This is a genomic window from Brachybacterium tyrofermentans (assembly GCF_014897585.1).
GTDB lineage: Bacteria > Actinomycetota > Actinomycetes > Actinomycetales > Dermabacteraceae > Brachybacterium > Brachybacterium tyrofermentans.
In genome coordinates, this window is record NZ_JABUXW010000010.1 from 48482 (window position 1) to 71171 (window position 22690).

At 71.8% G+C, this 22690-nt stretch carries 19 protein-coding genes; 7 read left to right on the forward strand and 12 right to left on the reverse strand.

The window, feature by feature from the left end; genetic code table 11:
* Positions 1 to 47: 47 nt before the first annotated feature.
* From hpf to mtrA, 5 genes are all read right to left on the reverse strand, one after another.
* Positions 48 to 740, reverse strand: coding sequence for a ribosome hibernation-promoting factor, HPF/YfiA family (hpf, locus tag INT49_RS08930; RefSeq protein WP_193117389.1), 693 nt, complete (start codon positions 738 to 740; stop codon positions 48 to 50).
* A 164-nt stretch (positions 741 to 904) separates the two neighbouring features.
* Positions 905 to 1780, reverse strand: a complete 876-nt coding sequence (locus INT49_RS08935; protein WP_226850023.1) for a ComF family protein — start codon at positions 1778 to 1780, stop codon at positions 905 to 907.
* 107 nt (positions 1781 to 1887) lie between these two features.
* Positions 1888 to 3591: an LpqB family beta-propeller domain-containing protein gene (locus INT49_RS08940; protein WP_193117390.1), complete on the reverse strand. Its 1704-nt coding sequence runs from the start codon at positions 3589 to 3591 to the stop codon at positions 1888 to 1890.
* Positions 3588 to 5372: an MtrAB system histidine kinase MtrB gene (mtrB, locus tag INT49_RS08945; protein ID WP_193117391.1), complete on the reverse strand. Its 1785-nt coding sequence runs from the start codon at positions 5370 to 5372 to the stop codon at positions 3588 to 3590. Before mtrB ends, INT49_RS08940 begins: the two co-directional genes overlap by 4 nt.
* A 16-nt stretch (positions 5373 to 5388) precedes the next feature.
* Positions 5389 to 6084, reverse strand: coding sequence for an MtrAB system response regulator MtrA (gene mtrA / locus INT49_RS08950; protein ID WP_193117392.1), 696 nt, complete (start codon positions 6082 to 6084; stop codon positions 5389 to 5391).
* A 196-nt stretch (positions 6085 to 6280) separates the two neighbouring features.
* Between mtrA and INT49_RS08955 the strand changes: the two genes are divergently transcribed.
* From INT49_RS08955 to INT49_RS08975, 5 genes are read left to right on the forward strand one after another with little or no spacing between them, the layout of a single operon-like run.
* Entirely contained in the window at positions 6281 to 7417 is a 1137-nt protein-coding gene (locus INT49_RS08955) for a glycerophosphoryl diester phosphodiesterase membrane domain-containing protein (RefSeq protein ID WP_193117393.1), read from the forward strand.
* Entirely contained in the window at positions 7414 to 8130 is a 717-nt protein-coding gene (locus tag INT49_RS08960) for a DUF4129 domain-containing protein (RefSeq protein ID WP_193117394.1), read from the forward strand. The genes INT49_RS08955 and INT49_RS08960 overlap by 4 nt, the downstream gene beginning before the upstream one ends.
* Positions 8127 to 9353: a DUF4350 domain-containing protein gene (locus tag INT49_RS08965; RefSeq protein ID WP_193117395.1), complete on the forward strand. Its 1227-nt coding sequence runs from the start codon at positions 8127 to 8129 to the stop codon at positions 9351 to 9353. Before INT49_RS08960 ends, INT49_RS08965 begins: the two co-directional genes overlap by 4 nt.
* Positions 9350 to 10399, forward strand: coding sequence for an AAA family ATPase (locus INT49_RS08970; RefSeq protein WP_193117396.1), 1050 nt, complete (start codon positions 9350 to 9352; stop codon positions 10397 to 10399). Before INT49_RS08965 ends, INT49_RS08970 begins: the two co-directional genes overlap by 4 nt.
* A gap of 11 nt (positions 10400 to 10410) precedes the next feature.
* Complete coding sequence (locus INT49_RS08975) at positions 10411 to 11709, forward strand: DUF58 domain-containing protein (protein ID WP_193117397.1); 1299 nt, start codon at positions 10411 to 10413, stop codon at positions 11707 to 11709.
* Here the strand turns inward: INT49_RS08975 and INT49_RS08980 are convergent.
* Positions 11676 to 12338: a class I SAM-dependent methyltransferase gene (locus tag INT49_RS08980; RefSeq protein ID WP_193117398.1), complete on the reverse strand. Its 663-nt coding sequence runs from the start codon at positions 12336 to 12338 to the stop codon at positions 11676 to 11678. The genes INT49_RS08975 and INT49_RS08980 overlap by 34 nt on opposite strands.
* Positions 12339 to 12379: 41 nt before the next feature.
* Complete coding sequence (locus tag INT49_RS08985) at positions 12380 to 13375, reverse strand: stage II sporulation protein M (RefSeq protein ID WP_193117399.1); 996 nt, start codon at positions 13373 to 13375, stop codon at positions 12380 to 12382.
* A gap of 116 nt (positions 13376 to 13491) precedes the next feature.
* Here INT49_RS08985 and INT49_RS08990 point away from each other — a divergent pair, with 116 nt between their 5' ends.
* A complete protein-coding gene (locus tag INT49_RS08990) occupies positions 13492 to 14343 on the forward strand; it encodes an RDD family protein (protein WP_193117400.1) in 852 nt (283 codons plus the stop codon).
* Between the two features lie 201 nt (positions 14344 to 14544).
* On the opposite strand, the gene INT49_RS08995 is transcribed toward INT49_RS08990, so the two are convergent.
* Both INT49_RS08995 and INT49_RS09000 read right to left on the reverse strand, forming a co-directional pair.
* A complete protein-coding gene (locus INT49_RS08995) occupies positions 14545 to 16251 on the reverse strand; it encodes a phosphohexomutase domain-containing protein (protein ID WP_193117401.1) in 1707 nt (568 codons plus the stop codon).
* Positions 16244 to 16570: a DUF3499 domain-containing protein gene (locus INT49_RS09000; RefSeq protein ID WP_377802285.1), complete on the reverse strand. Its 327-nt coding sequence runs from the start codon at positions 16568 to 16570 to the stop codon at positions 16244 to 16246. Before INT49_RS09000 ends, INT49_RS08995 begins: the two co-directional genes overlap by 8 nt.
* A gap of 133 nt (positions 16571 to 16703) precedes the next feature.
* Between INT49_RS09000 and INT49_RS09005 the strand changes: the two genes are divergently transcribed.
* The gene (locus INT49_RS09005) at positions 16704 to 17162 is read left to right on the forward strand and encodes a metallopeptidase family protein (RefSeq protein WP_193117403.1); all 459 of its coding nucleotides are present in this window, start codon (positions 16704 to 16706) and stop codon (positions 17160 to 17162) included.
* 72 nt (positions 17163 to 17234) lie between these two features.
* Here INT49_RS09005 and INT49_RS09010 read toward each other — a convergent pair whose 3' ends face one another.
* Genes INT49_RS09010 through INT49_RS09020 form a run of 3 tightly spaced genes read right to left on the reverse strand, consistent with a single transcriptional unit; the run spans position 17235 to position 22656 of the window.
* Positions 17235 to 18881, reverse strand: coding sequence for a DUF5719 family protein (locus INT49_RS09010; RefSeq protein WP_226850024.1), 1647 nt, complete (start codon positions 18879 to 18881; stop codon positions 17235 to 17237).
* On the reverse strand, positions 18874 to 22344 hold the full coding sequence (locus INT49_RS09015; RefSeq protein WP_193117404.1) for a hypothetical protein: 3471 nt from the start codon (positions 22342 to 22344) through the stop codon (positions 18874 to 18876). Before INT49_RS09015 ends, INT49_RS09010 begins: the two co-directional genes overlap by 8 nt.
* Positions 22345 to 22356: 12 nt before the next feature.
* Positions 22357 to 22656 (reverse strand): WhiB family transcriptional regulator, encoded by a 300-nt coding sequence (locus INT49_RS09020; RefSeq protein ID WP_319021561.1) that lies wholly within the window; start codon positions 22654 to 22656, stop codon positions 22357 to 22359.
* Between the last annotated feature and the right edge of the window lie 34 nt (positions 22657 to 22690).

Sequence of the window (22690 nt, forward strand, 5' to 3'; positions counted from 1 at the left end):
GGTGGGTGAACGCCTCGGCGTGCACCCACCCGGATCCGTCGAACCTGTCAGGACGTCGGAAGCTCGGCGTCGAGCTCGATCACGCCGTAGTTCCATCCCTTGCGGCGGTAGACCACCTTGGGGTGTCCGGACTCGGCGTCGACGAAGAGGAAGAAGTCATGCCCGACGAGCTCCATCTGATAGAGAGCGTCGTCGATGGACATGGGCTTCGCGGAGTGCTTCTTCTCGCGGATCACGACGGGGCTGCCGGCCTGAGCGAGATCCTGCTCGGTCACCACCGGCTCCTCGGCCGTCTCCGCGGCTCGAGAGTTCTGGGAGGTCTGCGCATCGTCGGGCTCCGACGGGGTCTCCGGGAGCGTGGCGGGCAGATCCTGGTCGGCGGGCAAGGTGCGCACGCTGTCACCGGATGCCTGATGGGAACGGCCACGACCGCGATGGCGGTCCTTGCGGCGGTCCCGTGCGCGGCGCAGACGCTCGAGCAGCTTCCCGTAGGCGATGTCCAGGGCACCGTAGAGGTCATCCGCACGAGCTTCCGAGCGGACGATGGACCCGTTGTCGTGCACGGTGAGCTCCACGCGATCGCTGAGCTCCGCCTGCCTGGGGTTCTTCTCCTGCGAGATCTCCACATCCACCCTCAGCGCCGCCGGCGCGAGCTGGGTGACCTTGTCGAGCTTGTCCTCGAGGTGACGACGGAATCGGTCCGGGACGTCCATATGACGTCCGACGACATTGATCTCCATGAGGTGTTCTCCTCCTATCCGGGTGCGGCCGCTCTGAGCCCGGCCGCAGTGGCTCGTCGACTGGGGTGCGCACCTCCTGATCAGAGGAAGACTCGGCGGAGTGTGCCGAGTCACATCAGCATGCCATGTTTTGCTCAACGTTTCCTGGCCGTTCGTCTCTCAGGTCAGAAGATTTCTCCCTGCTCCCGCACCGGGAGTCGGGCCGAGGCGACGACCGCGGCGCCCAGCACGGTCATCCCCGCCCCGGTGAGCGCCTCATGCATCCCCCGCAGAGTCGATCCTGTGGTGACGACGTCATCGACGATGATCACCGCGCTCCGCTCCTGGCCGGCTCGCCGTGCGGCGTGGCCCGCCAGGCGAATCTGCCGGGTCCGACGCTGCCTGGACCCCTGCCCCTCCTGCGCGGTGGTCGGCGTGGAGCGCAGCAGCAGCGGGCGTCCGGCACCGGTGCGCGCGAGCTCTCTTACCAGCTCGGCTGTGTGGTCCTCCCCTCTGCGGAGCCGGGCGCCGAGTCGGGAGGGCACCGGGACCAGCGCTGGGCAGGTCTGCTCCGCATCGGCGGCGAGGCGCGCAATCACGGGCGCGAGAGCTCGTGCCAGGGGAGCTCCGAGGTGCAGCATGCCGCCGTTCTTCCACGCGAGCACGAGACGCTGCAGGGGTCCGGAGTATTCCCCCAGCGCCAGCACCGGGAGGATGGGCGTGTGGTCCACCCCGGCGGGGAGGAGCACTCCGCCGTGCTGCTCCGCATGCACCCGGGCCGCGGTGAGGTGCTGCAGCGCATCGCAGCAGGACTCGACTCGGATCGCGGGCGCGGCGAGCAGCCCGGCGCAGCGGCGGCAGAGCCACGTGCCCTCCTCCCCGCAGGGACAATGGCGCGGGGTCACCAGCGAGCAGGTCTGTGCGGCGATCTCCCGGATCAGGGGCAGCGGGTTCCAGGTGGTGCTGCTCGAACCGCCCTCGGTGCCCGCGCCTGCAGGGTCAGCCCCGCCAGTGACGCCGATCGTGCCGTCAGGGGCCGTCGTGGTGATCGCATGGTCCATGGGGTGATTCCAGCACCGTCACGCGCCCTCGGCGGGGCCGAGCGGCCCCGCTGTGGACCGAGGGATGGTGTGGAGGAACGGTCCAGGACGGACCGGCCCAGGACGCCTCAGTAGAACCAGGGGTCGTGCGCGTCGAGATCGACGGTGACCCAGCCGCTGCCATCGCTGCGCTGGAGTGATCCATCGGCGGCCCCGATCCAGATCGTCTCGCCGATGACCGTCCCGGCGATGCGATCCGTGTCCGCACGCAGCGCCGGCAGCGGCTCCCGCCCGGCCTCGAAGTCGACCAGCTGGCCGCGGAGCTCGTCGGTCCCCGGGTCCGAGCCGAGCATGATCACCGCCGTCTCGTCGTACCAGCTGGCCTGGGTCTCCTCCGACAGGAAGGTCCGTACCTGGACCGGTTCGGTGAGCGAGGTCGGAGCACCATGCTCGTCACGCACCACCGCGCACAGGTCGAGCCGAGTCCCGGCGGCATCGGCGGACAGCACGAGCATGCGGGTCGCATCGGCCGCGATGTCCAGCGCCCGCACCTCCCGGCCGACGAGCCAGGGGGCATCGACCTTGGCGTCGTCCGCCGGCCCCCGCCCCGCGAGAGCGAGCAGCACGCCGGCACTGCGTACGGTCGAGGTCCAGACGTAACCGGCATCGTCGATCCGGGGCGGGACGAAGAGCCCTCCCGTGGCGGCCTCACGCAGCGGCACGGACCCGTCCGTCGAGGCGATCAGCACCTTCGAGGCGCCGTCGACGAGCGCAGCGGCCAGCACCCCGTCCTGGGCGATCACCGGGGAGGTGAGCGGGAGGTCCGCGAGGTCCGGGACCAGCTGGTCGGCCGGCGCGTCCGTCGTGGGATCGGCGAGCAGGATCACGCCGGTCGGGCCGGCGGCGATGGCACGATGCCCCGGCAGCGCCCGTTCGATCGCGTCCTCGTCCTCCGGGGCGTACTCCTGGCCGTCCCGCACCAGGCGGATGCCCGAGAGGGTCCGCATGGACCGCAGGGAGGACTCCAGCTGGGCGAGAGCCGCCGCCCGAGGCTGTGCAGCGAGGTCGAGGATCGCTTCGGGCACCGTGACCTCCGGCGTCCCGTCCGCCCCGCTGGTGACCTCTGCGTCCAGCACGCCCAGGACGTCGGGCACCTCGTTGTGGACTGCTCGTCGGAGAAAGGCCGCCGGCCCGTCGGCGAGCGCCTCGAGCACAGCCGAGGCGCCGCGCTGCAGGGAGAACCAGCGATGGTCCGGGACGAGGTGCCGGGTGCGTGCGTCGAGGAAGTAGAGCCGTGCCGGTGAGTAGAGCGTCTCGAACGCGGCCTCGGACAGGAAGATTCCGTCGGGCACCGCGCTGATGCGCCATTGCCCATCCACCTGCGCCATCGTGAGCTCGACGTCCCGTGCGACCGGACCCGACAGCAGGCTGCGCGTGCCGCCCCCGTCGACGAGTGCGAGCACCTGGAGGACGAGGACCATCTCCGACGTGCCGGCGTCCTTCACCTGCAGCTCCTGGCTGCTCGAATAGATCGTGATGCCGGCGGTCGGGTTCCAGGCTCCGCTCAGCTCCTCCGTGAGATAGGAGCGGGCCACGCCGAAATTCTCCTCGGACCCGACCCCGGCCTGCACGAACCCGGAGACGACCTGCTCCGCGGTGGCATCCTCCGGAGGCGGGAGCGCCTGCACATAGGGCGCGCCGGGCTGTGCGCGGCCTGCCAGCGGGCGGCTGTCGATGGGGGACGTGGTGGGGATGCGCGCGCACGCGGCACCGAGTCCGAGCACGGTGGCCGCTCCGGCGGCGCGCAGCACGGTTCGACGGTCGGGACTCATCGGCTGCCTCCGATCATCGGCGGTTCCTGGTCGCGGGTGGAGCTCGGATCTGAACCCTGGCCGGAACCGGCATCGGCCTCCGCCTCCGGATCGGCCGACGTGCCCGAGAGATCCGGGAGCAGGCCCGGCGCGATCGGGATCTCGCCGGTGGGCGTCACCGAATACTCCCCGACGGCGTCACGGTCGAAGCTCCGTTCCAGGCGCAGCGGCGAGCGCAGAAAAGTCCCGCCGGGGCGGCGCGGCACGGTCAGCCGGAACACCGCGCCCCGGCCTTCCTGCCCCCAGGCCTGCAGCCATCCGCCGTGCAGCCTCGCATCCTCGGCGGAGATCGACAGCCCCAGTCCGGTGCCTCCGAGGGTGCGGGCGCGCGAGGGGTCCGCGCGCCAGAAGCGGTCGAAGACGCGCAGAGCCGCCTCCGGGGAGATCCCATGGCCGTAGTCCTGCACCACCACGGCGAGCGCGTCCTCGTGCGAGGCGGTCTGCACCAGCACCGGCCCGTCGGCACCGTGCTCGATCGCATTGGTCAGGAGGTTCCGCAGGATCCGATCGATGCGGCGTGCATCGACCACGGCGTGCATACCGCGTCCCGACAGGTGCACGTCCAGCAGGCAGCCGCGCGCCCCGGCCAGCGGGCGCACGTCGTCGATGGCCCGCACCACGAGCGCGTCGAGATCCTCGCGGTGCGCCTCGAGCTCGACGGCGCCGGCGTCGTACCGGGAGATCTCCAGCAGGTCCGTCAGCAGGACCTCGAAGCGCTGCACCTGGGTGGAGAGCAGCTCGGAGGTCCGCTGCAGCTCCCCGGGCAGCTCGTCGCGCCGTCCGTCGAGCACGGAGGATGCCATCCGGATGGTCGTCAGCGGTGTGCGGAGCTCATGGGACACATCGGAGACGAAGCGCTGCTGGACCCGCGAGAGCTCCGTGAGGTCGTCGACCTTCTGGGCGAGGCTGCGTGCCATGTCGTTGAAGGATTCCCCGACCCGTGCGAGCTCGTCCGCACCGGAGACTTCCACACGGCTGTCGAGGTCGCCGCCGGCGATGCGCTCCGCGGCGTGCGCGGCATGCTTGAGCGGCGTCGTGACCAGCCGGGCGACCACGATCGCGATGCCGACGATCAAGGCCAGGAGCACGCCACCTCCGCCGAGGATCACCTGCTGCACGAAGGCGAGGGTCTGCTGCTCCTCCTGGAGCGAGTAGACGAGGTAGAGGTTGTAGGACCCGACGCCGGGCACCATCACCCGGGTGCCGACGAGGAGCGCGGGCACCGTGTTCCCTTCGAGATCCTCACGGCCGATCGATCGCCAGGAGACCGAGTCCGGGCTCGCCGCCACGGCGGCCGCGAGCTCGTCGTCGACCTCCTCGAGCAGCGTGCGATCCGAGGAGGCCACCGGGAACACCGTCCCGGAGGTCTCCACCGGCACCAGGGCCACCTCCCGCCGGTCGCCGCCGCCCTGGCCACCTGCGGACTGCACGAAGGCGTTGACGGCATCCTGGCGCTGGGTCGTGGTCGCGCCGGACAGCTGGGTCAGGTTATCCGTGAGATCACGGCGCACCTCCACGGTCTCCTCGAGCACACGGTCCCGCCGCTGCTCGTAGAGACCGTCCGCGATCACCGAGGACAGGTAGGCGCCCACGGCGAGCATCGCGACGATCGACAGCAGGGTCGTGACCAGCACGACCCTCAGAGCGAGGGGCCAGGTGCGCGGGTCGACCGTCCGTGATCTCAGCGCCGAACCGGTCTCCTGCGTCGGCCCTCCCGCCGCATTGCTCGCCGGGCTGCTCATGGCCGGTCCGACCTTCTCAGGACGCGCCCCCGGCGCGATAGCCGACGCCCCGGACCGTCACCACGATGCTGGGGTTCTCGGGATCGTGCTCGATCTTCGAACGCAGCCGCTGGACATGGACGTTGACCAGGCGGGTATCGGCGCTGTGGCGGTACCCCCAGACATCGCGCAGCAGCACATCGCGGGTGAAGACCTGCCAGGGCTTGCGGGCGAGCTGGGTGAGCAGATCGAACTCGAGCGGGGTCAGGGAGATCAGCTCGCCGCCGCGGCTCACCTCGTGGCCGTCGACGTCGATGACCAGGTCTCCGATCGCCAGCTGCTCGGTGGTGGGGGGATCGACACGGCGCACGCGGGCCTTGATCCGGGCCACCAGCTCCTCGGGTTCGAAGGGCTTGGTGAGGTAGTCGTCGGCCCCGGCCTCGAGCCCCTCCACCACATCGGCGGTGTCGGTGCGGGCCGTGAGCATGATGATGGGCACGCCGGACTCCCGGCGCAGTCGACGGCATACTTCGATGCCGTCCATGCCGGGGAGCATGAGGTCGAGGAGCACCAGGTCCGGTCGCAGTCGAGGGAACGTCTCCAGAGCGGAGGCGCCGTCGGGCGAGGTGGCGACCTCATAGCCCTTGCCGCGCAGGACTATCCCGACCATCTCGGCGATCGCCTGGTCGTCATCAACCACGAGTATCCGTGAAGGCGTCGTCATGGTGGCCATTGTGCCACCGCAGGGGTCTCCTTCCTCGCATCCGCTCCTTGCGGGGGTGTCCGGAAGATGCGAGGTCATCGACGTTCGTCGGATCGGTGAAACCCCTCCGGGTCCGTAAGTTGTCCTCCAGGACTTCGAAATGCCCCGCCGGCCTCCGTCGGGCCGAGGGCGGCACGACGCGGCAGGACGACTTGCAGGAGGACCGATGAGCACCGGCTGGATCGCACCCGGATCGACAGAGAGCACCGACCTGCCCTCCACCGGCCGCGCCGACGGACCCCCGGACGGCGGCCCGTCGGGGAACGATGGGCGCTCCGCCCCTGCCGGGCCACGGCGCGAGCTGGTGCAGAACATGCCGCTGTTCCCGCTGCGTCCGCTGGGGCTCGGGGAGGTGCTCGGTGCGGCGGTGCGCATCTACCGCCTGCGGGCACGGACGGTGCTGGGTCTGGCGGCGATCGTCTACGGCATCGCCTTCGCGATCATGATGTTCACGACTGGGGCGGGGATGATCCCCTTCGTCGGCGACATGCAGGCGATGATGGACGACCCCACCGCGTCGTCGTCCGCCTCGGTCTTCTCCGGCTCGGACCTCCTGCTGACGATCGGCTCCTCCGCGATCACCGGGGTCATCACGATGATCGCCGCATCGCTGGTGACCGTCGCCCTGACGGCGGTCTCGATCGGTGAGGCCACCGGACGCAGCCTAACCGGCGCCGAGATGTGGGCCCGGACCCGGAAGCTGGCGGTGTCCGCGATCTGCGTGAGCATCGTGATCGGGCTGCTCAGCCTCCTCCTGCTCGCGCTCCCCACGGCGCTCGGCATCCTGCCCATCGTCCTCGTCCAGGAGCCGAACGCGCTCACCATCGGGGCGATCGTCGTCGGCCTGGTGATCGGTGTGGTCGCCGCACTATGGATCTGGGCGCGCACGCTGCTCGCGATCCCCGCCCTCGTGGTCGAGGGCACCGGGATCCTCGGTGCGCTCCGGCGCTCCTTCCAGATGACCCGCGGCCGCAAGCTGTGGCGGGTGCTCGGTGTGGGCGTCCTCCTGTACGCGCTCTACTCCATCGCGCTCCAGGTGGTCGCCGGGGTGTTCAGCACCGTCGCCGTCGTGGTGTACCTGGCCATCATGCTGGCCACGTCCGGACAGGCCGTGGTCGTGGGCATGATCGTGCTGACCGTCCTCACCCTGCTCGGCAGCTACGTCGCGTACGTGATGCTGTCCCCCTTCCTCTGCGCCGGGTTCGCCGCCGTCTACGCGGACAACCGCATGCGCCATGAGGCCTGGGACATCGAGCTGACGCGCCGGGCCCGGGAGAACTGGTCCACAGGCGGCGTGCGATGATCCCCGCCGGCCCTCCTCCGCTGGATCCCGACGAGGCGCGCTCGCGCATCCTCGAGGAGCTGGCCAAGGCGGAGTACGACAACTCCCCCGGCTTCGTGGACTGGCTGCTCGGACAGATCGAGCAGTGGTACACGAACCTCGTGGCGGGGATCGACGGCTCCTCGGCCGCCCAGGCCGGAATCGCCGTGCTCCTCCTCCTCGCCCTGCTGGTGGTCGCGTTCCTGGTGCTGCGCCGCACCGGCATGATCCGCCGCAGCCATTCCCTCGCCGTCGCCCCCGAGCTCGATGCCGATCCCGTGCTGACCGCCGCCGAGCTGCGCGAGGCGTCGCGCAGCGCCATCACCTCGGGACGGTTCGACGACGGCGCGGTGCTCGCCCTGCGCTCCCTCGTGCGCGACCTCGACCAACGCACCCTGCTGGATGTCTCCGCCGGCCTGACCGCCCACGAGGCCGCCGAACGGGCAGCCCTCTCCTACCCGGACCTGCGGGGCCGCATTCAGCGCGGGGCCACGGCCTTCGACACCGCCGCCTACTCCCCCCGGCACGCCACGGAGAAGCAAGCTGATGACCTGCTGCGTCTCGCGGAGTACATCGCCGACTCCGCCCCGGATCTCACCGCCGTCGACGCCGCCGAGCCCACGAGCGAGACCGGTTCCGCGAACGGCCCCGGGACCTCGAGCGCATCCGAATCCCGGACAGGCGTCCGCTCATGAGCGCCCCGACCGTCTCGCGCCGCTCGCCGACGCCACCGTCGACCCCGCCCGTCGGAGCGCTCGATTCCGGCCGGTCTTCTGCAACCCCCGAGACCACACGACGGCGACCCTGGTTGACCATCCTCGTCGCGATCGCCGTGCTCGCCGCCGTGCTCGCCTCGGTCGCCCGCGGTGTCTACCGCGACGGCCCCCTCGAGCCCGATGCCCCTACCGAGCAGGGCTCCAAGGCGACGGTTCAGGTGCTCAGGGACCTCGGGGTGGACGTGCAGACGGACCGTCACACCGACGACGCCGTCGAAGCGCTGGACGCCGGCCGGACCGTGCTGGTAACAGCCCCGAGCGACCTCTCGGGCCAGCAGCTCACCGCACTCGCCGAGGCCCAGGAGGACGACGGCGGGCAGCTCGTGCTCGTCCAGCCCGACTTCGTCACGCTGTCGTACTTCACCTCCGCGATCAGCCCCACCGGCTCCCTCCGCACCGAGGCGGACCTGACCGCGGGCCCCGGATGCGGGGACCTCGCCCACGGGGCACGGCAGGTCCACGTGCCCGGTGCGGAGGGCCTGCGCGGATCCTCCTCCGTGTACCGCACCGCGGACGGCGCCGAGGGCTGCTTCGACTCCGGAGACGGCTCGCTGGTGGCCGCGGAGGACGGGATCATCGTCCTGGGCAGCGCCGATCTGCTGACCAACGCGGGGATCTCCGAGGCCGAGAACTCCGCGCTCGTGCTGAACGTGCTCGGCGAGTCCGGCGAGCTGACCTGGTACGTCCCTTCTGCCGGGGACCCGATGGGCTCGAGCGGCCAGTCCCTCGTGGGGTACCTCCCGGACTGGGCCGGCCCGGTCGCGCTGTGGATCCTCGCCGTGGGCGTGATCGCCATGGTGGCGCTGGGCCGACGGTTCGGGCCGGTGGTCGTGGAGCCGCTGCCCGTCACCGTGCGACCCCAGGAGCTCGTGCTGGGACGGGCCCGCCTGCTCCAGCGGTCCGATGCCCGGGACGCGGCGGCGACCTCCCTGCGCTCCGCCACGTCGACGCGGCTGGCAGATCGCCTCGGGCTGCGCCATGAATCCGCCCTCGACGGTCTGCTGGCGGCTCTCGCCCCGCACACCGACCGTTCGCCCGAGCAGCTGCGCACGCTGCTCGGCCCCACCCCCGTCACCACCGACGAGGACCTCGTGCGACTCGCACAGGACCTCGACCGTCTTGAGAAGGAGATCGACCGATGACAGACCCCACCCCCGGTGACACACCGGCCACCGAGCCCGGAAGCACCCCCGGCGGCCTGCCCGGCGGCGGTCCGACCGCATCGCAGGACGCCGTCGATCACGACACCCGCGCTCAGCTGCAGGGCCTCTCCTCGGAGATCCACAAGGGCGTCGTGGGTCAGGATGCCGCGGTGACCAGCCTGGTCGTGGCGCTGCTGTGCCGCGGGCACGTGCTCCTCGAGGGCGTCCCGGGCGTCGCCAAGACGCTGCTGGTGCGATCGCTGGCCGCCGCGCTCGACGTGCGGATGCGTCGCGTGCAGTTCACGCCGGACATGATGCCCGGCGACATCACCGGCTCCCTGATCTACGACAACACCACCAGCGATCTCGTGTTCCGCGAGGGACCGGTGTTCACCAACCTGCTGCTGGCCGACGAGATCAACCGGACCCCGCCGAAGACCCAGTCGGCCCTCCTGGAGGCGATGGAGGAACGGCAGGTGACGGTCGACGGGGCGAGCCGACCGCTGCCCGATCCGTTCCTCGTGATCGCCACCCAGAACCCGATCGAGTTCGACGGCACCTACACCCTGCCCGAGGCGCAGCTGGACCGCTTCCTGCTCAAGGCCGTCATGCCCCTCCCGGACCGCGACGTGGAGATCGACGTGCTGCGCCGCCACGCGGACGGCTTCGACACCACCGACCTCGCCGCGATGGGGCTGGGCCCGGTCGTCGACGTCCCGTCCCTGCACCGCGCCCAGCAGGACGTCTCCCAGGTCGTCGCCGAGGATCCCGTCGTGCAGTACATCGTCGACGTGTGCCGGGCCACCCGCCACTCCCCCAGCCTCTCGCTCGGGGTCTCGCCCCGGGGCGCGATCGCCCTGCTGCGCACCTCGCGGGCCTGGGCCTACCTGACCGGGCGCGACTTCATCACCCCGGACGACGTGAAGACCATGGCCCCGTCCACCCTGTCGCACCGCGTGCGCCTGACCACCGAATCGGAGCTCGAGGGCACCCAGGTCGAGTCCGTGCTCGCGGCGACGCTCGCCTCCGTGCCGGTGCCGCGCTGAGGCGCCATCCCATGAGGATCTCCCTGACCCCGCGCGCGGCCCTCGCCGCGCTGATCCCCCTGCCCGTGGTCGTGCTGTGGCCGAGCTGGTGGATGCTGCTGACCCTGTTCGTGCTGTGGGCGCTGGTGATCCTCGCCGACGCCTTCGCGGCCCCCGCCCCGACCGCGATCCGGGTGCGCCGCGAGGCACCGATCCAGGTGCGGCTCGGCAACGAGGTCACCGGTCGGCTGCTGCTGACCAACACCACCGCCCGCGCCGCGCACCTCGAGGTGCGCGACGCCTGGAACCCCACCGCGGGCCTCGCCGCACAGCGGACGACGATCCGGGTCCCGGCTCACGAGCGTCGGGCGATCTCCCAGCACTTCACCCCCACGCGACGCGGCGAGCACAGCTCCCGCGCGCTCCTGGTCGCCTCCTGCGGCCCGTTGGGGCTGGCCCGGCGCACGACCAGGGCCGACGCCCCCGGCCGCCTGCTCGCCCTGCACCCCTTCGGTGCACGACGCCATCTCCCCTCGCGGGTGCAGCGGCTGCGGGAGATCGAGGGCCTGGCGGCGATCCACCAGCGCGGCCAGGGCACCGAGTTCGACTCGCTGCGTGACTTCGTGGACGGCGACGACGTGCGCTCGATCGACTGGCGTGCCACCGCCCGCCGCCGCAGCGTCGTGGTGCGCACCTGGCGGCCTGAGCGGGATCGGCACGTGCTGATCGTCGTGGACACCTCACGCACCTCGGCGAGCCGCCTCGGCGACGCGACCCGCCTGGACTCCGCCTTCGACGCCGCGCTGCTGCTGACAGCGCTCGCGGGGCAGGCCGGGGACCGCGTGGATCTGCTGTGCATCGACCGCATCCCGCACGTCTCCGTGCTCGGCTCGACTCGGACGAAAGTGCTCCACGACATGGTCACCGCGACCGCCGCGGTGCACCCTGCGCTCGTGGAGACCGACTGGGATCGCGCAGCGGGGGTCATCGCCGACCGTGCCCGGCGCGGCTCCCTCGTGGTGCTCGTGACCCCGGTGGATGCGTCGGTCGTGCATACGGGATTGCTGCCGGTCGCCGCACGCCTGGCCAAGGACCGTCCGCTCGTGGTCGCCTCGGTCGCGGATCCTGCCCTCGAGGAGCTCGCCGCAGATCGCAGCGACGTCGAGGACGTCTACCGTGCGGCCGCCGCTGAGAAGGCGCGCGCCGAGCGGGCCGGGGTCTCCCGGACCCTCGAGCGGGTGGGCGCCCACGTCGTCGATGCCCCGCCCGACAGCGCCCCGCAGGCTCTCGCAGATGCCTACCTCGCCCTGAAGGCCGCCGGCAGGCTCTGAGCTCTGCGTCGGACGCCGCGCGAGGACCTGCATCGCGCGAGGACCTGATAGGTGTGCCAATGCTTCGGGCCCTGGAACGAGGCTCCGTCACGCTCCCGCTCGTCCAGGGAGAGCACGTCGAAGCCCGCGAGCCGGGCCTCCACCTCAGCGCGGGTCAGGAACGTGCCATCGGTGCCGGCCCCGTCATCGCGGTCCCCGAAGAAGTCCACGGCGAGGACACCTCCCGGTCGCAGTGCCTCCAGCATCGTCTGCCACAGTCCGTCGAAGTGATTCCGCGGGACGAAGGGCAGGGTGGCACAGGACAGGATCAGATCCGCCGCTGGGAGGGCGGTGATCGAGGCCAGATCCAGCGTCTCGTGCTGCACGGGACGCTCTGCAGCCAGCTCGGCCATCGCAGGCGCCACACTGGGGTCGACGTCATAGGCGTGCACTGTGTACCCGCTCTCTGCGAGATGACGGGCCTCGATACCTCGGCCGCACCCGAGGTCGATGGCCACCCGCCTCGTTCCCATCGCATCGCCCGTCGGCCGGGCCGCGGCGACGGCGGCGCGTGCCAGAGGGCGGACGTCCCTGCCCTCCTGCGCGGCGTTGTACGGGGCGAAGTCCCGGTCGGCGCCGCTGCTCTGCATCCGGGAAGGGTACCGTTCGGACCGCTGTTGCGAGGCGCTGTTCAGCCTGCGGTGGCGACGCGATCGCCCACGAGGTCGTCGGAGAGGTCGCCGGTGATCCCGAGGCGATGCACCTGGCGCCCGCGCACGAGGAAGAAGACCATGAACGCCGCCCAGGCGAGGGCGCCGAGGCCGACCCGCACCGCCGGAGGAAGCCCGCTCGGAGTCACGAAGGCCTCGAGGAAGCCCGAGATCAGGAGCACGGGCACGAGCCCGATCGCCACCGTGATCAGGGAACGGGCCGCCCGGGACAGGGCCCACAGCCGAGGGAGCGGACCGGGCCGCACCCAGGCCCAGAAGGTGCGCAGCCCGGCACCGGCGCCGACCAGCACGGCGGTGATCTCCAGCAGACCATGGGGCAGCAGGTAGACGAAGAAGGTGTCCAGCCCGTCGTACGCGCCCATGACACCTCCGGAGAGCCCGACGTTCAACCCGTTCTGCACGAGCATGATCAGCGGCCAGATCCCGGTGACGCCGAAGACGACTGCCTGCACCGTGATCCACGCGTTGTTCGTCCAGACCTGAGCGGCGAAGCCCGTGGCCTCGCCCTCGAAGTAGTACGAGACGAAGTCGCGCTGCGCGAGGGAGCGCTGGGCCGCCTCGGGGAGCACCAGGCCGCGGGCCACCGGATCCGTCCCGAAGTACACCCCCGTGACGATGGCCGAGACCAGGAAGATCGCGGCCGAGAGCGCCACCGCCCAGCGCGCCTCGTACAGGGCGGCGGGAAGGTCCTCCCACAGGAAGGTGCGCGCGTTCTTCCACAGCGGGATCCGTGCCCCGGTGATCCGCAGGCGCGCCCGATGCACGAGCAGGGAGAGCCGTGCCGTGAGCGCCGGGTCCGGGTTGGTGGAGCGCACGGTCGACAGGTGCGTGGACGTCTGCTGATAGAGAGCCAGCAGCTCGTCGATGCCCTGCGCATCGAGAGTGCGCGAACGGGTCAGTTCCGCGAGCCGCTCCCACTGGGGGCGGTGCACGGCGATGAATGCGTCGGTGTCCACGATCCCAGCGTAGGGTCCCGACCGTCCTCGCACCGCCGACGAAAGTCGGAGCCCTCGGCGCCGGAAGCCGACGCTCGGCGCTGACCGAGGGCACCGCAGGCTGACAGGATGGGGGCATGGCAACGATGGGCTCCGCTGCGCCGGTCACGGCGCGCACCGACCGTGACGCGCTGATCACCGGGGATGCTGTCCTCCTGGATCTGCGTCCGGCCTCCTTCGCGGCCCGCATGCTCTCCGCCGCGATCGACGGCGCGCTGCAGCTGGGCATCCTCATCGTCTGCACCGTCGCGGTGGCATGGACGGCGGCGCGCGCGGATCTCGACGAGGGGTTGATCGCCGCCGCGATCGTGGCCGTGTCCGTGGCCGCCTACGTCGGATACCCCGTGCTCTGCGAGATGCTGCTGCAGGGTCGTTCGGTGGGGCGAATCGCGATGGGCACGCGGGTGGTGCGGGACGACGGCGGTCCCGTCCACGGGCGCCAGAGCCTGCTCCGTGCCGTGATGGCGATGCTGGAGATCTGGTCCACCGCCGGATCCATCGCGCTGACCTGCGCGGTGATCGATCGCAAGTCTCGGCGACTGGGCGATCTGCTGGCCGGGACCCTCGTGATCCAGGAGCGCATGGCGGCACTCGAGCCGAGGCGCACCGAGGTGCCCGCGCGCCTGCAGGAGTGGGTGGCCGCCGCCGACGTGGGCCGGCTCCCGCTCACCCTCATGCAGGACATCCGCTCGTTCCTGCCGCGGGCTGACCGGATCAATCCGGAGTCGCGCCGTCAGCTCTCCCGGGATCTGCTGCGTCGTACGCTGCCCCACGTCGCGCCAGCTCCGCCGCCCGGAACGGTGCCCGAGGAGTTTCTGGCCGCGGTGATCGCGGAGCGGTCGCGCCGTGACGAGGAGCGGCTGCGTCGAGCGCAGGGGCGCCAGGAGGAGCTCGCCGCGGAGGTACGCGCAGTCCGCTTCTCCGCCTGAGGCGCTCTCCAGCAGAGCATTCCCGGTCGCTCTCCGGCAGAGCGTTCCCGGTCGCTCTCCGGCAGAGCATTCCCTCACCGCAGGCGCACGTGCGTCACCCGCAGCAGAGACTGTGGCCCTCAGCGGGAGCGGGGATTGGAGCTGGGCCCGGACCTGCGCCGGAGCCGGGGACTCTCCGTCTCCGGGTGTCCGTGCGTCGTCTCAGGCTGTCGGCACGTCGTGGCGCCCGGCGATCAGCACCGGGATCCCGCCCTCGACCGGGTGCCGACGGGCGCAGTCCGTGCACTGAAGAGCCGCCTCGACGTCCCGCAGCTCTCCGCCGCAGTCGGGACAGCGCAGGCGCGAGCGCACCCAGCTGGGAACATCGGCACCGCTGGCTCCGGCAGGAAGCTCGACGGCTTCTGCGCCCGGCCCCGCCTGATCGGCGTCGTCATCGTCCCGTGCGATGGCGAGGATCTCGTCCCGGATGCGGGCCATGGTGGTCCTCTCTCCTGCTTCGACGTTCAGCCGCAGCAGCGGCTCGGTGTTCGAGGAGCGCAACGAGAACCACCAGCGGTCCTCGGGGTCGAGATCCTCGTCCCAGTGCACGACGGTCAGCCCGTCCAGCTCGTCGATCTGCGCGGCTCTCAGCGACGTCGACTGCTCGCGGACCCGGTCCAGAGCCGCCCCGGAGTCACGCACCAGGGAGTTGATCTCCCCGCTGGAGGGATACGGATCATGCTCCGCGACCAGCGCGGAGAGCGGCCCGTCGGTCTCGGCGAGAGCTGCCAGCATATGGAGCGCCGCGAGCATCCCGGAGTCCGCGGAGAAGAAGTCCCGGAAATAGTAGTGCGCAGAGTGCTCGCCGCCGAAGACGGCGTCGTGCTCGGCCATGATCGCCTTGATCAGCGAGTGGCCCACGGGAGCGCGCACCACGTCTCCCCCGGCCTCGAGCACCGTCTCGGTGACGTGGCGGGAGGAGACCAGGTTCGCGACCACCGCTGGCCGCTCCTCGCCGGCGGCACGAGCCCGGGCGACCTCGCGGCGCGCGATGAGCGCGGTCACCGCCGAGGGCGGGACCGGGGTGCCGGTCTCGTCGACCACCACGCAGCGGTCGGCGTCGCCGTCGAAGGCGAGCCCGAGATCGGCCCCCTCCCGGACGACTGCCGCCTGCAGATCGCGAAGCGTCTCGCGGTCCAGCGGGTCGGCACGATGGTTCGGGAAGGTGCCGTCGAGGTCGAAGTGGAGCGGGATCACCATCAGCTGCTCCAGGGCACCGAGCACGGCGGGGGCAGTCAGTCCGGCCATGGCGTTAGCCGCGTCCACGACGACCCGGAGAGGCCGACGGGTGGGGACGCCGACCAGTTCATGGAGGGTCCGGACATAATCCGGGAGGGTGTCCAGCGGCTCCGAGCGGCCGTCCCCGCGCTCCGGGATCTCGCCGGCCGCGAGGTAGGCCTCGGCACCGCGACGGATCTCCTCCAGACCGGTGTCCCGGCTGATCGGTCGCGCGCCCGGCAGGCACAGCTTCAGGCCGTTGTCCGGGGCCGGATTGTGGGAGGCGGTGATCATCACCCCGGCCGCGCGATGCAGCCCGGAGGCGCAGTACAGCTGGTCGGTCGAGGAGAGTCCGGCATCGGCGACGATCGCCCCGCGGCGCACCGCGCCCTCGATGACCGCACGAGAGAGCTCCGGGGAGCTGACGCGCATGTCATGGGCGACGATCAGCTCCTGGGACTCCAGGAAGTCCGCGAAGGCGGCTCCGAGGGCACGGGCGACGTCGACGCTCAGCTGGGTCCCGGCCGTGCCACGTACGTCGTAGGCCTTGACGATCGAGGCGAGGGACACGGAGGAGGCGGGAGAAGCATGGGAGTCCTGATCGACCGCAGCCGGGGCGGTGCCGTCGGAGGACGGCGCGGGATCAGTCATTCGTGCTCCTGAGGACATGGAGGTGGCGGCCGGGCTCGGTGCCCTCGGGCCGACGGCTCGGTTCGCGGGACGAGGGCGGGCCCGGGCTGTGCCCGGTCGGCTCCGCCGGGGGCCGATGGGGGCGCACGGCATCGGCCAGAGCGACCAGATCGTCGCTGACCTCCTCGCTCCCGGCAACCCGCAGCAGCTCCCAGCCCCGTGGCGCGGTCATACCGCTCGCATGGTCGCGGCAGAGGTCATAGGCATGGGGCTCGCTGACCCGCGAGAGGGGGCCCAGCACAGCGGTGGAATCCGCATAGACGAAGGTCAACGAACTCACGGCCGGTCGCGAGCAGGCGGTTCTGGAGCATTCACGAGCTGGCACGTCCAGCAGTGTACGCAGTCCCGCTGTCGGCCGGTCGACGGCGCGCCCTGACCGGCGAGGACGTGGCGCAGAACGCTACTGTGGGGGCATGGATGTCGAGCCGTCGTCTCTCCCCGGCGCACCCGGACCCCGCTCGGGACCCCGACGCCGTGATCGTCGCGGACGCGGCCGCCGCTGGGATCTGATCCCTCCGCATCTTCCGGGATATCGCACGCGTCGGGAACAGTTCGACGACACCGTCGCCGATGCCGGCGCCGCCCTCGCCGAGCGCTTCCCGCGCCGTCTCGCCCACCTGCAGGTGCTGGTCGAGGAGGTCCCGCCCTCGGATCCTGCGCCCTGGGAGGACGTGACGGTGCTGCTGGGCCGGGTCCTGCCGCCCTCCCGGGACCATCCGGCACGGGTGATCGTCTACCGTCGGCCGATCCAGACCCGGTGCGAGGGCGAGCAGGACACCGAGGAGCTGGTGCGCCAGGTGCTGGCCGAGCAGATCGGCTCCTTGCTGGGCATCGACCCGGAGGACGTCGACCCGGAGGCGTGGACCGCCTGATCAGGCCGGCCGGACCGCGCTCCACGCCTCCCGGACCAACGCCGTCAGTCCTGCGATGTCAGTCCAGCTGCGTCAGTCCTGCACCCTGATCGTGAAGGGATCGCTGGTCTGCTGCGCCGTGGTGACCGGGAGCGAGGAGAGCAGGAGGCCGCCGGCGCCGTCGCTCTCCCGCTGCATCCATCCGGCGCGCACCGCGCCCGGCACGTCCGGGACCACGGAGAGCGCGCTCGGGCTGGCGCCGTCGATCGTCAGGGAGTCGGCCGCGACCGTGACCGATGCCCCCTCGGCGATATCCACCTCGACCGGCTTCCCCGCGCTGCCATCGGCGGCGAGGGGCACGATCGCCGCTCCGCTCGCCTCCGAGGCCGTCAGAGTCAGGCTTCCGGCGCCACCCTCGGCGGGCAGGGCCAGGACCCCGGCGCTGACGAGGGCGGGCGCGGGAGCGACGACCGTGAAGTCGACGGGTGCTCCGAGGGTGTCTCCGGGAAGGTCCGCCCCGGTGGCCGAGCTGCGGGTCACGGCATGCACCGGCTCCGGGGACCGCACGGAGACCGAATAGGTGCCGTCCTGGAGCCCGTCCAGCGGGAGCGAGACCACCGCGCCGGCGGCGATCTCGACGTCCTCGAGCGAGGCCGCATCGAGGACCCCGTCAGGTCCGGAGACCTCGACCGACGCCGTGGTGTCCGTCCCCTGCGGGTTGGCCAGCACCAGCTGGGGCGCGGTCCCGGCGACGTCGACCCCGGGCATGGTCTGCTCGACGGCCGCTCCGGACAGGGGCGTGAGGATCTCGGCGCCGCCCGGGGTGAGCCCGTCGCGCTCCGTGGTCTGGACGTGCATGGACAGCGGTGCACCGAGCACCGATGCCCGCACGCCCACGGCGTCATGACCGCCGGCGACGGACTCGAGCAGAACCTGCTCCTCGGCACCCGGGGCGACGACGATCTGGCTGCGGCCCTCCATCGCGGCCGGTCCGTCCTCGGTCCAGACCTGGACCGAGGCGGTGGCGGGGCGCTCGGTCGGGTTGCGCAGCACGAGCGTGGAGCTGTCCCCGGTGGCCGTGGAGATCCCCAGGAAGGTGGCGTCCGTCATCGGGGCGCCGCAGCGCGTCAGCGCGAGCGACCGGTAGTCGCCGCTGGTCGTGGCGGTGGACTGCACCGAGTCCGTGACCGCCCTGCCGCCCTCGGAGGTCGCCGCCCGGACCACGGAGGACCCGTCGACCTCGGGGACGATCTGGGTTCCGACGCCGAGGTCCGCCGAGGCGGTGTCCGTGCTCAGGGCAGAGCCGTCGGCGGTCTCGGTGGCGAGCGACGGGGCGCGCACCTTCCCGTTCTCGTCCTGCAGGGTCTCGGAGCCGCTGACCCGCCCGAAGAGCACCGAGGAGTCCTGCTCGAGGGCGACGCTGGACAGGCCCACCGTGGAGCTGGGCGGGGTGACCGAGAGGTCCTGATCCGCCGTCTCGACGAGCAGCTGATCAGGGACGTCGAGCGGGCCCGGGCACCACTGCGCGCTCGCCCCGGGCTGCGACTGGCTCTCCATGCGGGTGACCTGCGGGGGCTCGGGGGTCGGCGAGGTGACGATGATACCGATCGCAGCCGCGAGCGGGAGCAGGGAGGCCAGAGCCAGCACCGGGCGCACCGGTCCATGGCGCTCGCGGCGGGACAGCCGCGGGGGCTCCTGCTCCTGGGCATCGCGGGGATGCTGGGGATCGTGGTCAGCCATACATCTCCTCCGCGTCCCGGGTGCGCAGGCGCCAGGGGATCGAGATCACGATGGTCAGAGCGAGGACCGCGTACAGCAGGATCTGCCAGACCAGCCGGGCAGGCTGCTCACGGTGGATGTCGATCTCGCCATCGGCTCCGGACGGGATGGCGAAGCCCTGGGCCCAGTCGCCGACCACGACGGGTTCGAGCTCGGTCCCGTCCAGGGTCGCCCGCCACTGGCTGTCAGCGCGCTCGGACAGCACCACGGTGCGCTCGCTGCTGTCCGCGGGGATCCGTCCGGTGGCGTCGATGACGCCGCTGGACAGCGCCACCGGGTCCGCGCCGCCGACGACCACGGCGCGGGGCGCGGTACCGAGCACACGCCACATGCCGCCCCGGGAGCCTTCGGTGACCTTCTCCAAGGTCGAGGAGGAGTCGAGCGCGCCCACGAGATCCAGCTGGTCGGCCGGGTCGCCCTCGACGACGACATAGGCGATCGCGAGGGACGCCGCCGCCTGCTCCGGGTCATCGGGCCCGGCGCCCTCCGTCCCGCTGGACAGCATCGTGGCGACCGTCGCCCGCAGCGCGCCCTGAGCGGGGTCGTCGTCGACCATCTCGCCGGCGCGGACCGTGTCCACGGCGCGCGCATCGGTGATCGTGGCGTGCTGGATGACGGTGTCCCCGCCGTGGACGACGAGCCTCGCCTCGATCGTCCCGTCGTCCTGCTGCTCGAGCACGAGCACCCTCGCCCTCGCCTCGGTCCGGCCCTGATCCGCTGCGGCAGCAGGGACCGCACCACCTTCGACGCGGTCCAGACGGAGCTGGCCGGGGAGCGCCAGGGTCCAGCCGGCGACTGTCACGACGCAGACCACGGCGACCAGGGCACCTATCACCGTCGTGCCGGCTCGGCGCAGGCCGCCGTCCTCCTCCTCGCGGCGGGCCAGGGCGTCGAAGCTCGCGGCGGCACCGACCGAGAGGATCAGCAGGATCGCGCTCTGCAGGGCGTTCCAGGGCGCGGGCACCAGCTGGTCGCCGGCGACCGCGACGGCGGTGGAACGGGTCAGGAAAAGGGTCATGAGGCCGACGGCGGCCAGAAGGATGCTGAACCGTCCCGCCCTGCCGGCGCTCCCGGCGAGCAGCGGGGAGATGACCGCGGCGATCACCACGGGTGCCACCGGGATCATCGGCACCAGCAGGGCGCCGGTCGTGCCCACCAGGGGGACGAGCAGCTCCTGCAGGCCGGGGGCGACCGGCCACAGCGTGAGCAGGTCGAGCGTGTCGGCGCTGGGAGCCCGGGGCGGGACCCCGCTGACGGCCAGCAGCGTCTCGGGGTGGCCGAGGTAGACGGGGAGGTAGGGGACGTGCAGCGCGAGCGAGGGCAGCAGGATCCACAGCAGGCGCAGGCGCCGGCCGGGCACGACGACCGCGAGGAGTGCCAGGCCCAGCGCCGCCAGCAGCACCAGCACCGGGCTCACAGCGCCGATGATCAGGAGCAGGAGCCCGCCACCCGCTGCAGCGGACACGCTGGCCTGGGAGACCTTGTGGGGTAGGCCGATCGCACGGCCGATGCACAGGGCGAGCAGCGGCAGCAGGGCGTGGACCACCAGCAGGGGCCACGCACCGATCACGAGGGCGGAGATCAGGGGCGGCGCCAGCGCCCAGAGGGTCGCGAGGGTCAGGCGGGCGCCGACGGCGCGGGTGATCGCGCCGGCCGCCCACCAGGCGGCGAGCGCGCTGGCGGGGATGGCGGCGAAGATGAGGACCTCGACGAGGGAGCCCCCGAACGGGAGATGCCCCAGCAGGCGCGTCAGGGGGTCCGCCGGGCCGCGTTCGCCGAGTCCGCCGGGGATCCAGCTGGACCAAGCTGCTGCCCAGGTTGCCGCCCAGCTCTCGGGCAGCGCGCGCAGGCCGGGGCCGGTCAGCTCGCCGCGGCCGAAGAGACCTCGCAGCGCGAACAGCCCCAGGACCGTCGAGGCCAGCGCCACGACGACCGTCCAGAGCACGTGGCGGCCGTAGTCGGCATCCTCCACGCCGTGATGGGTGCCGGCGATGCCCCAGGTCGTACGGCGGACGCGACGTCGGTGGTCGTCATCGGCGAACAGCCGGGTCCAGGTGTCCTCGAGCCAGCGCCGCATGCTGTCGCCGCGCGGCAGGTACAGCGGCGCGAGCCGACCGCTCGGCACCCGCGCTCGGCGGCGTGCCGCCCGACTTCGCGAGAGCACACGACCCACGCGCGGCATCGCGGCGGCCCATGCCCGCAGCTCCATGACGGCACGCCGCGGCTGCGAGGCCGCCACGGAGCCGGCCATGCGCAGCAGCGTCGTCAGGGGCAGCAGGCAGAGCATCACCAGCGCCATGACCAGGGACCGGTGCTTCAGCAGCACGAGGATCTGGCCGGTGCGCTGCTCCTGCAGCCGGTCCAGGAGCGGCCGGGTGGGATGGGGCGACACCACGCGTGCCGCCGACTGGACGGCGACCCGCTCCCCCGATCGCCAGATCCTCCGGCACAGGTCGATCTCCGCCCAGGGCTCGGGGAGGTCAGGATCCAGCCCGCCCACATCGCGCAGGGTCTGCTCACGGATCAGCATGCCGGGCAGGGCGACCGCGAGGACGTCCTCGCGCCAATCGGCCTGACCCTGGTCGATCTCCCCGGGATCGACCCCGGTGATGATGCGCCCGCCGTGGGTCAGGGTGAGGCCGACGTCGACCAGCGCATCCGCGCTCTCCGCCGTCAGGAGGGCTGCATCGCCGGGCTCGCCGCCGTGCTCGACGGGACGCCCGATCTCGTCGTCGGACTGTTCCGCGCCGGTCGGCGCGGGGTCAGGAGCGGGACGGGTCCTCGGACGAACCCGCTTGGCGCCGACCACGCCGGTGTTCGGGGAGCTCGCCACCATCTCGAGCTCGCGCTCCAGGGCCGTCCGCCCGGGGGTCCCGGCGTCGGTGACGAACCACAGCCAGCTCTCCTCCGCCGCGCCAGCCATGCGACCGATGCGTCGACCGGAGCGCTGACGCTCCGTGCGCAGCCGTTCGGGGACCAGGGCCAGATCCTCGGCCTGCTGAGTACGACGTCGTTCCTCCGCCGCCGTGTCGATGGCCCGCGCACGCCGTCCCAGCGGCGCCTGCTTCGCGGGAGAGCCCGTGCCCGACAGGGCCGGGTCAGAGGAGTCATGCGCGGACGGGAGATCCGCAGCGGGATCGCCGTCACCCAGCTCACCGCCACTCTCGAGGAGATCCAGCGCCTCGTGCACTGCTCCGGCGCGTCCGACAGTGGACGACATGGTCCGGACGTCGTCGACGACCCCGTCGCCGAGGAGCTGATCGAGTCTGGCGAGGGAGTCGTCGGGAAGGTCCGCCCCGGCGACCACGACGAGGCGGTCGGCCGGTCGGGATTGTGAGAGGACTGCGTCGAACGTCGCGTTCCGCGAGCGCTCAGGGGTCGACCCGCTCAGCAGGACGACAGCAGTGACATGGCGTTCGCTCACCGGGAAATGATGTCAGACCACCCGGCGCTTGAGCTTACGGCGCTCGCGCTCCGACAGCCCGCCCCAGATCCCGAAGCGCTCATCGTTCTCGAGGGCGTACTCGAGACATTCAGCCCGGACATCGCAGGAGACGCAGACCTTCTTCGCCTCGCGGGTCGAGCCGCCCTTCTCCGGGAAGAATGCTTCCGGATCGGTCTGCGCGCACAGTGCGCGTTCCTGCCATGACATCTCGGCCTCGTCGGAGTCCTGCCCGGCGAAATCGAGCAGGGACAGCTCTGCACGCGCGTCGTCGTTGACTGTTTCCTCGTCCATAGCCACCTCTCCTTCCACTGCTGAGTGGCCACCG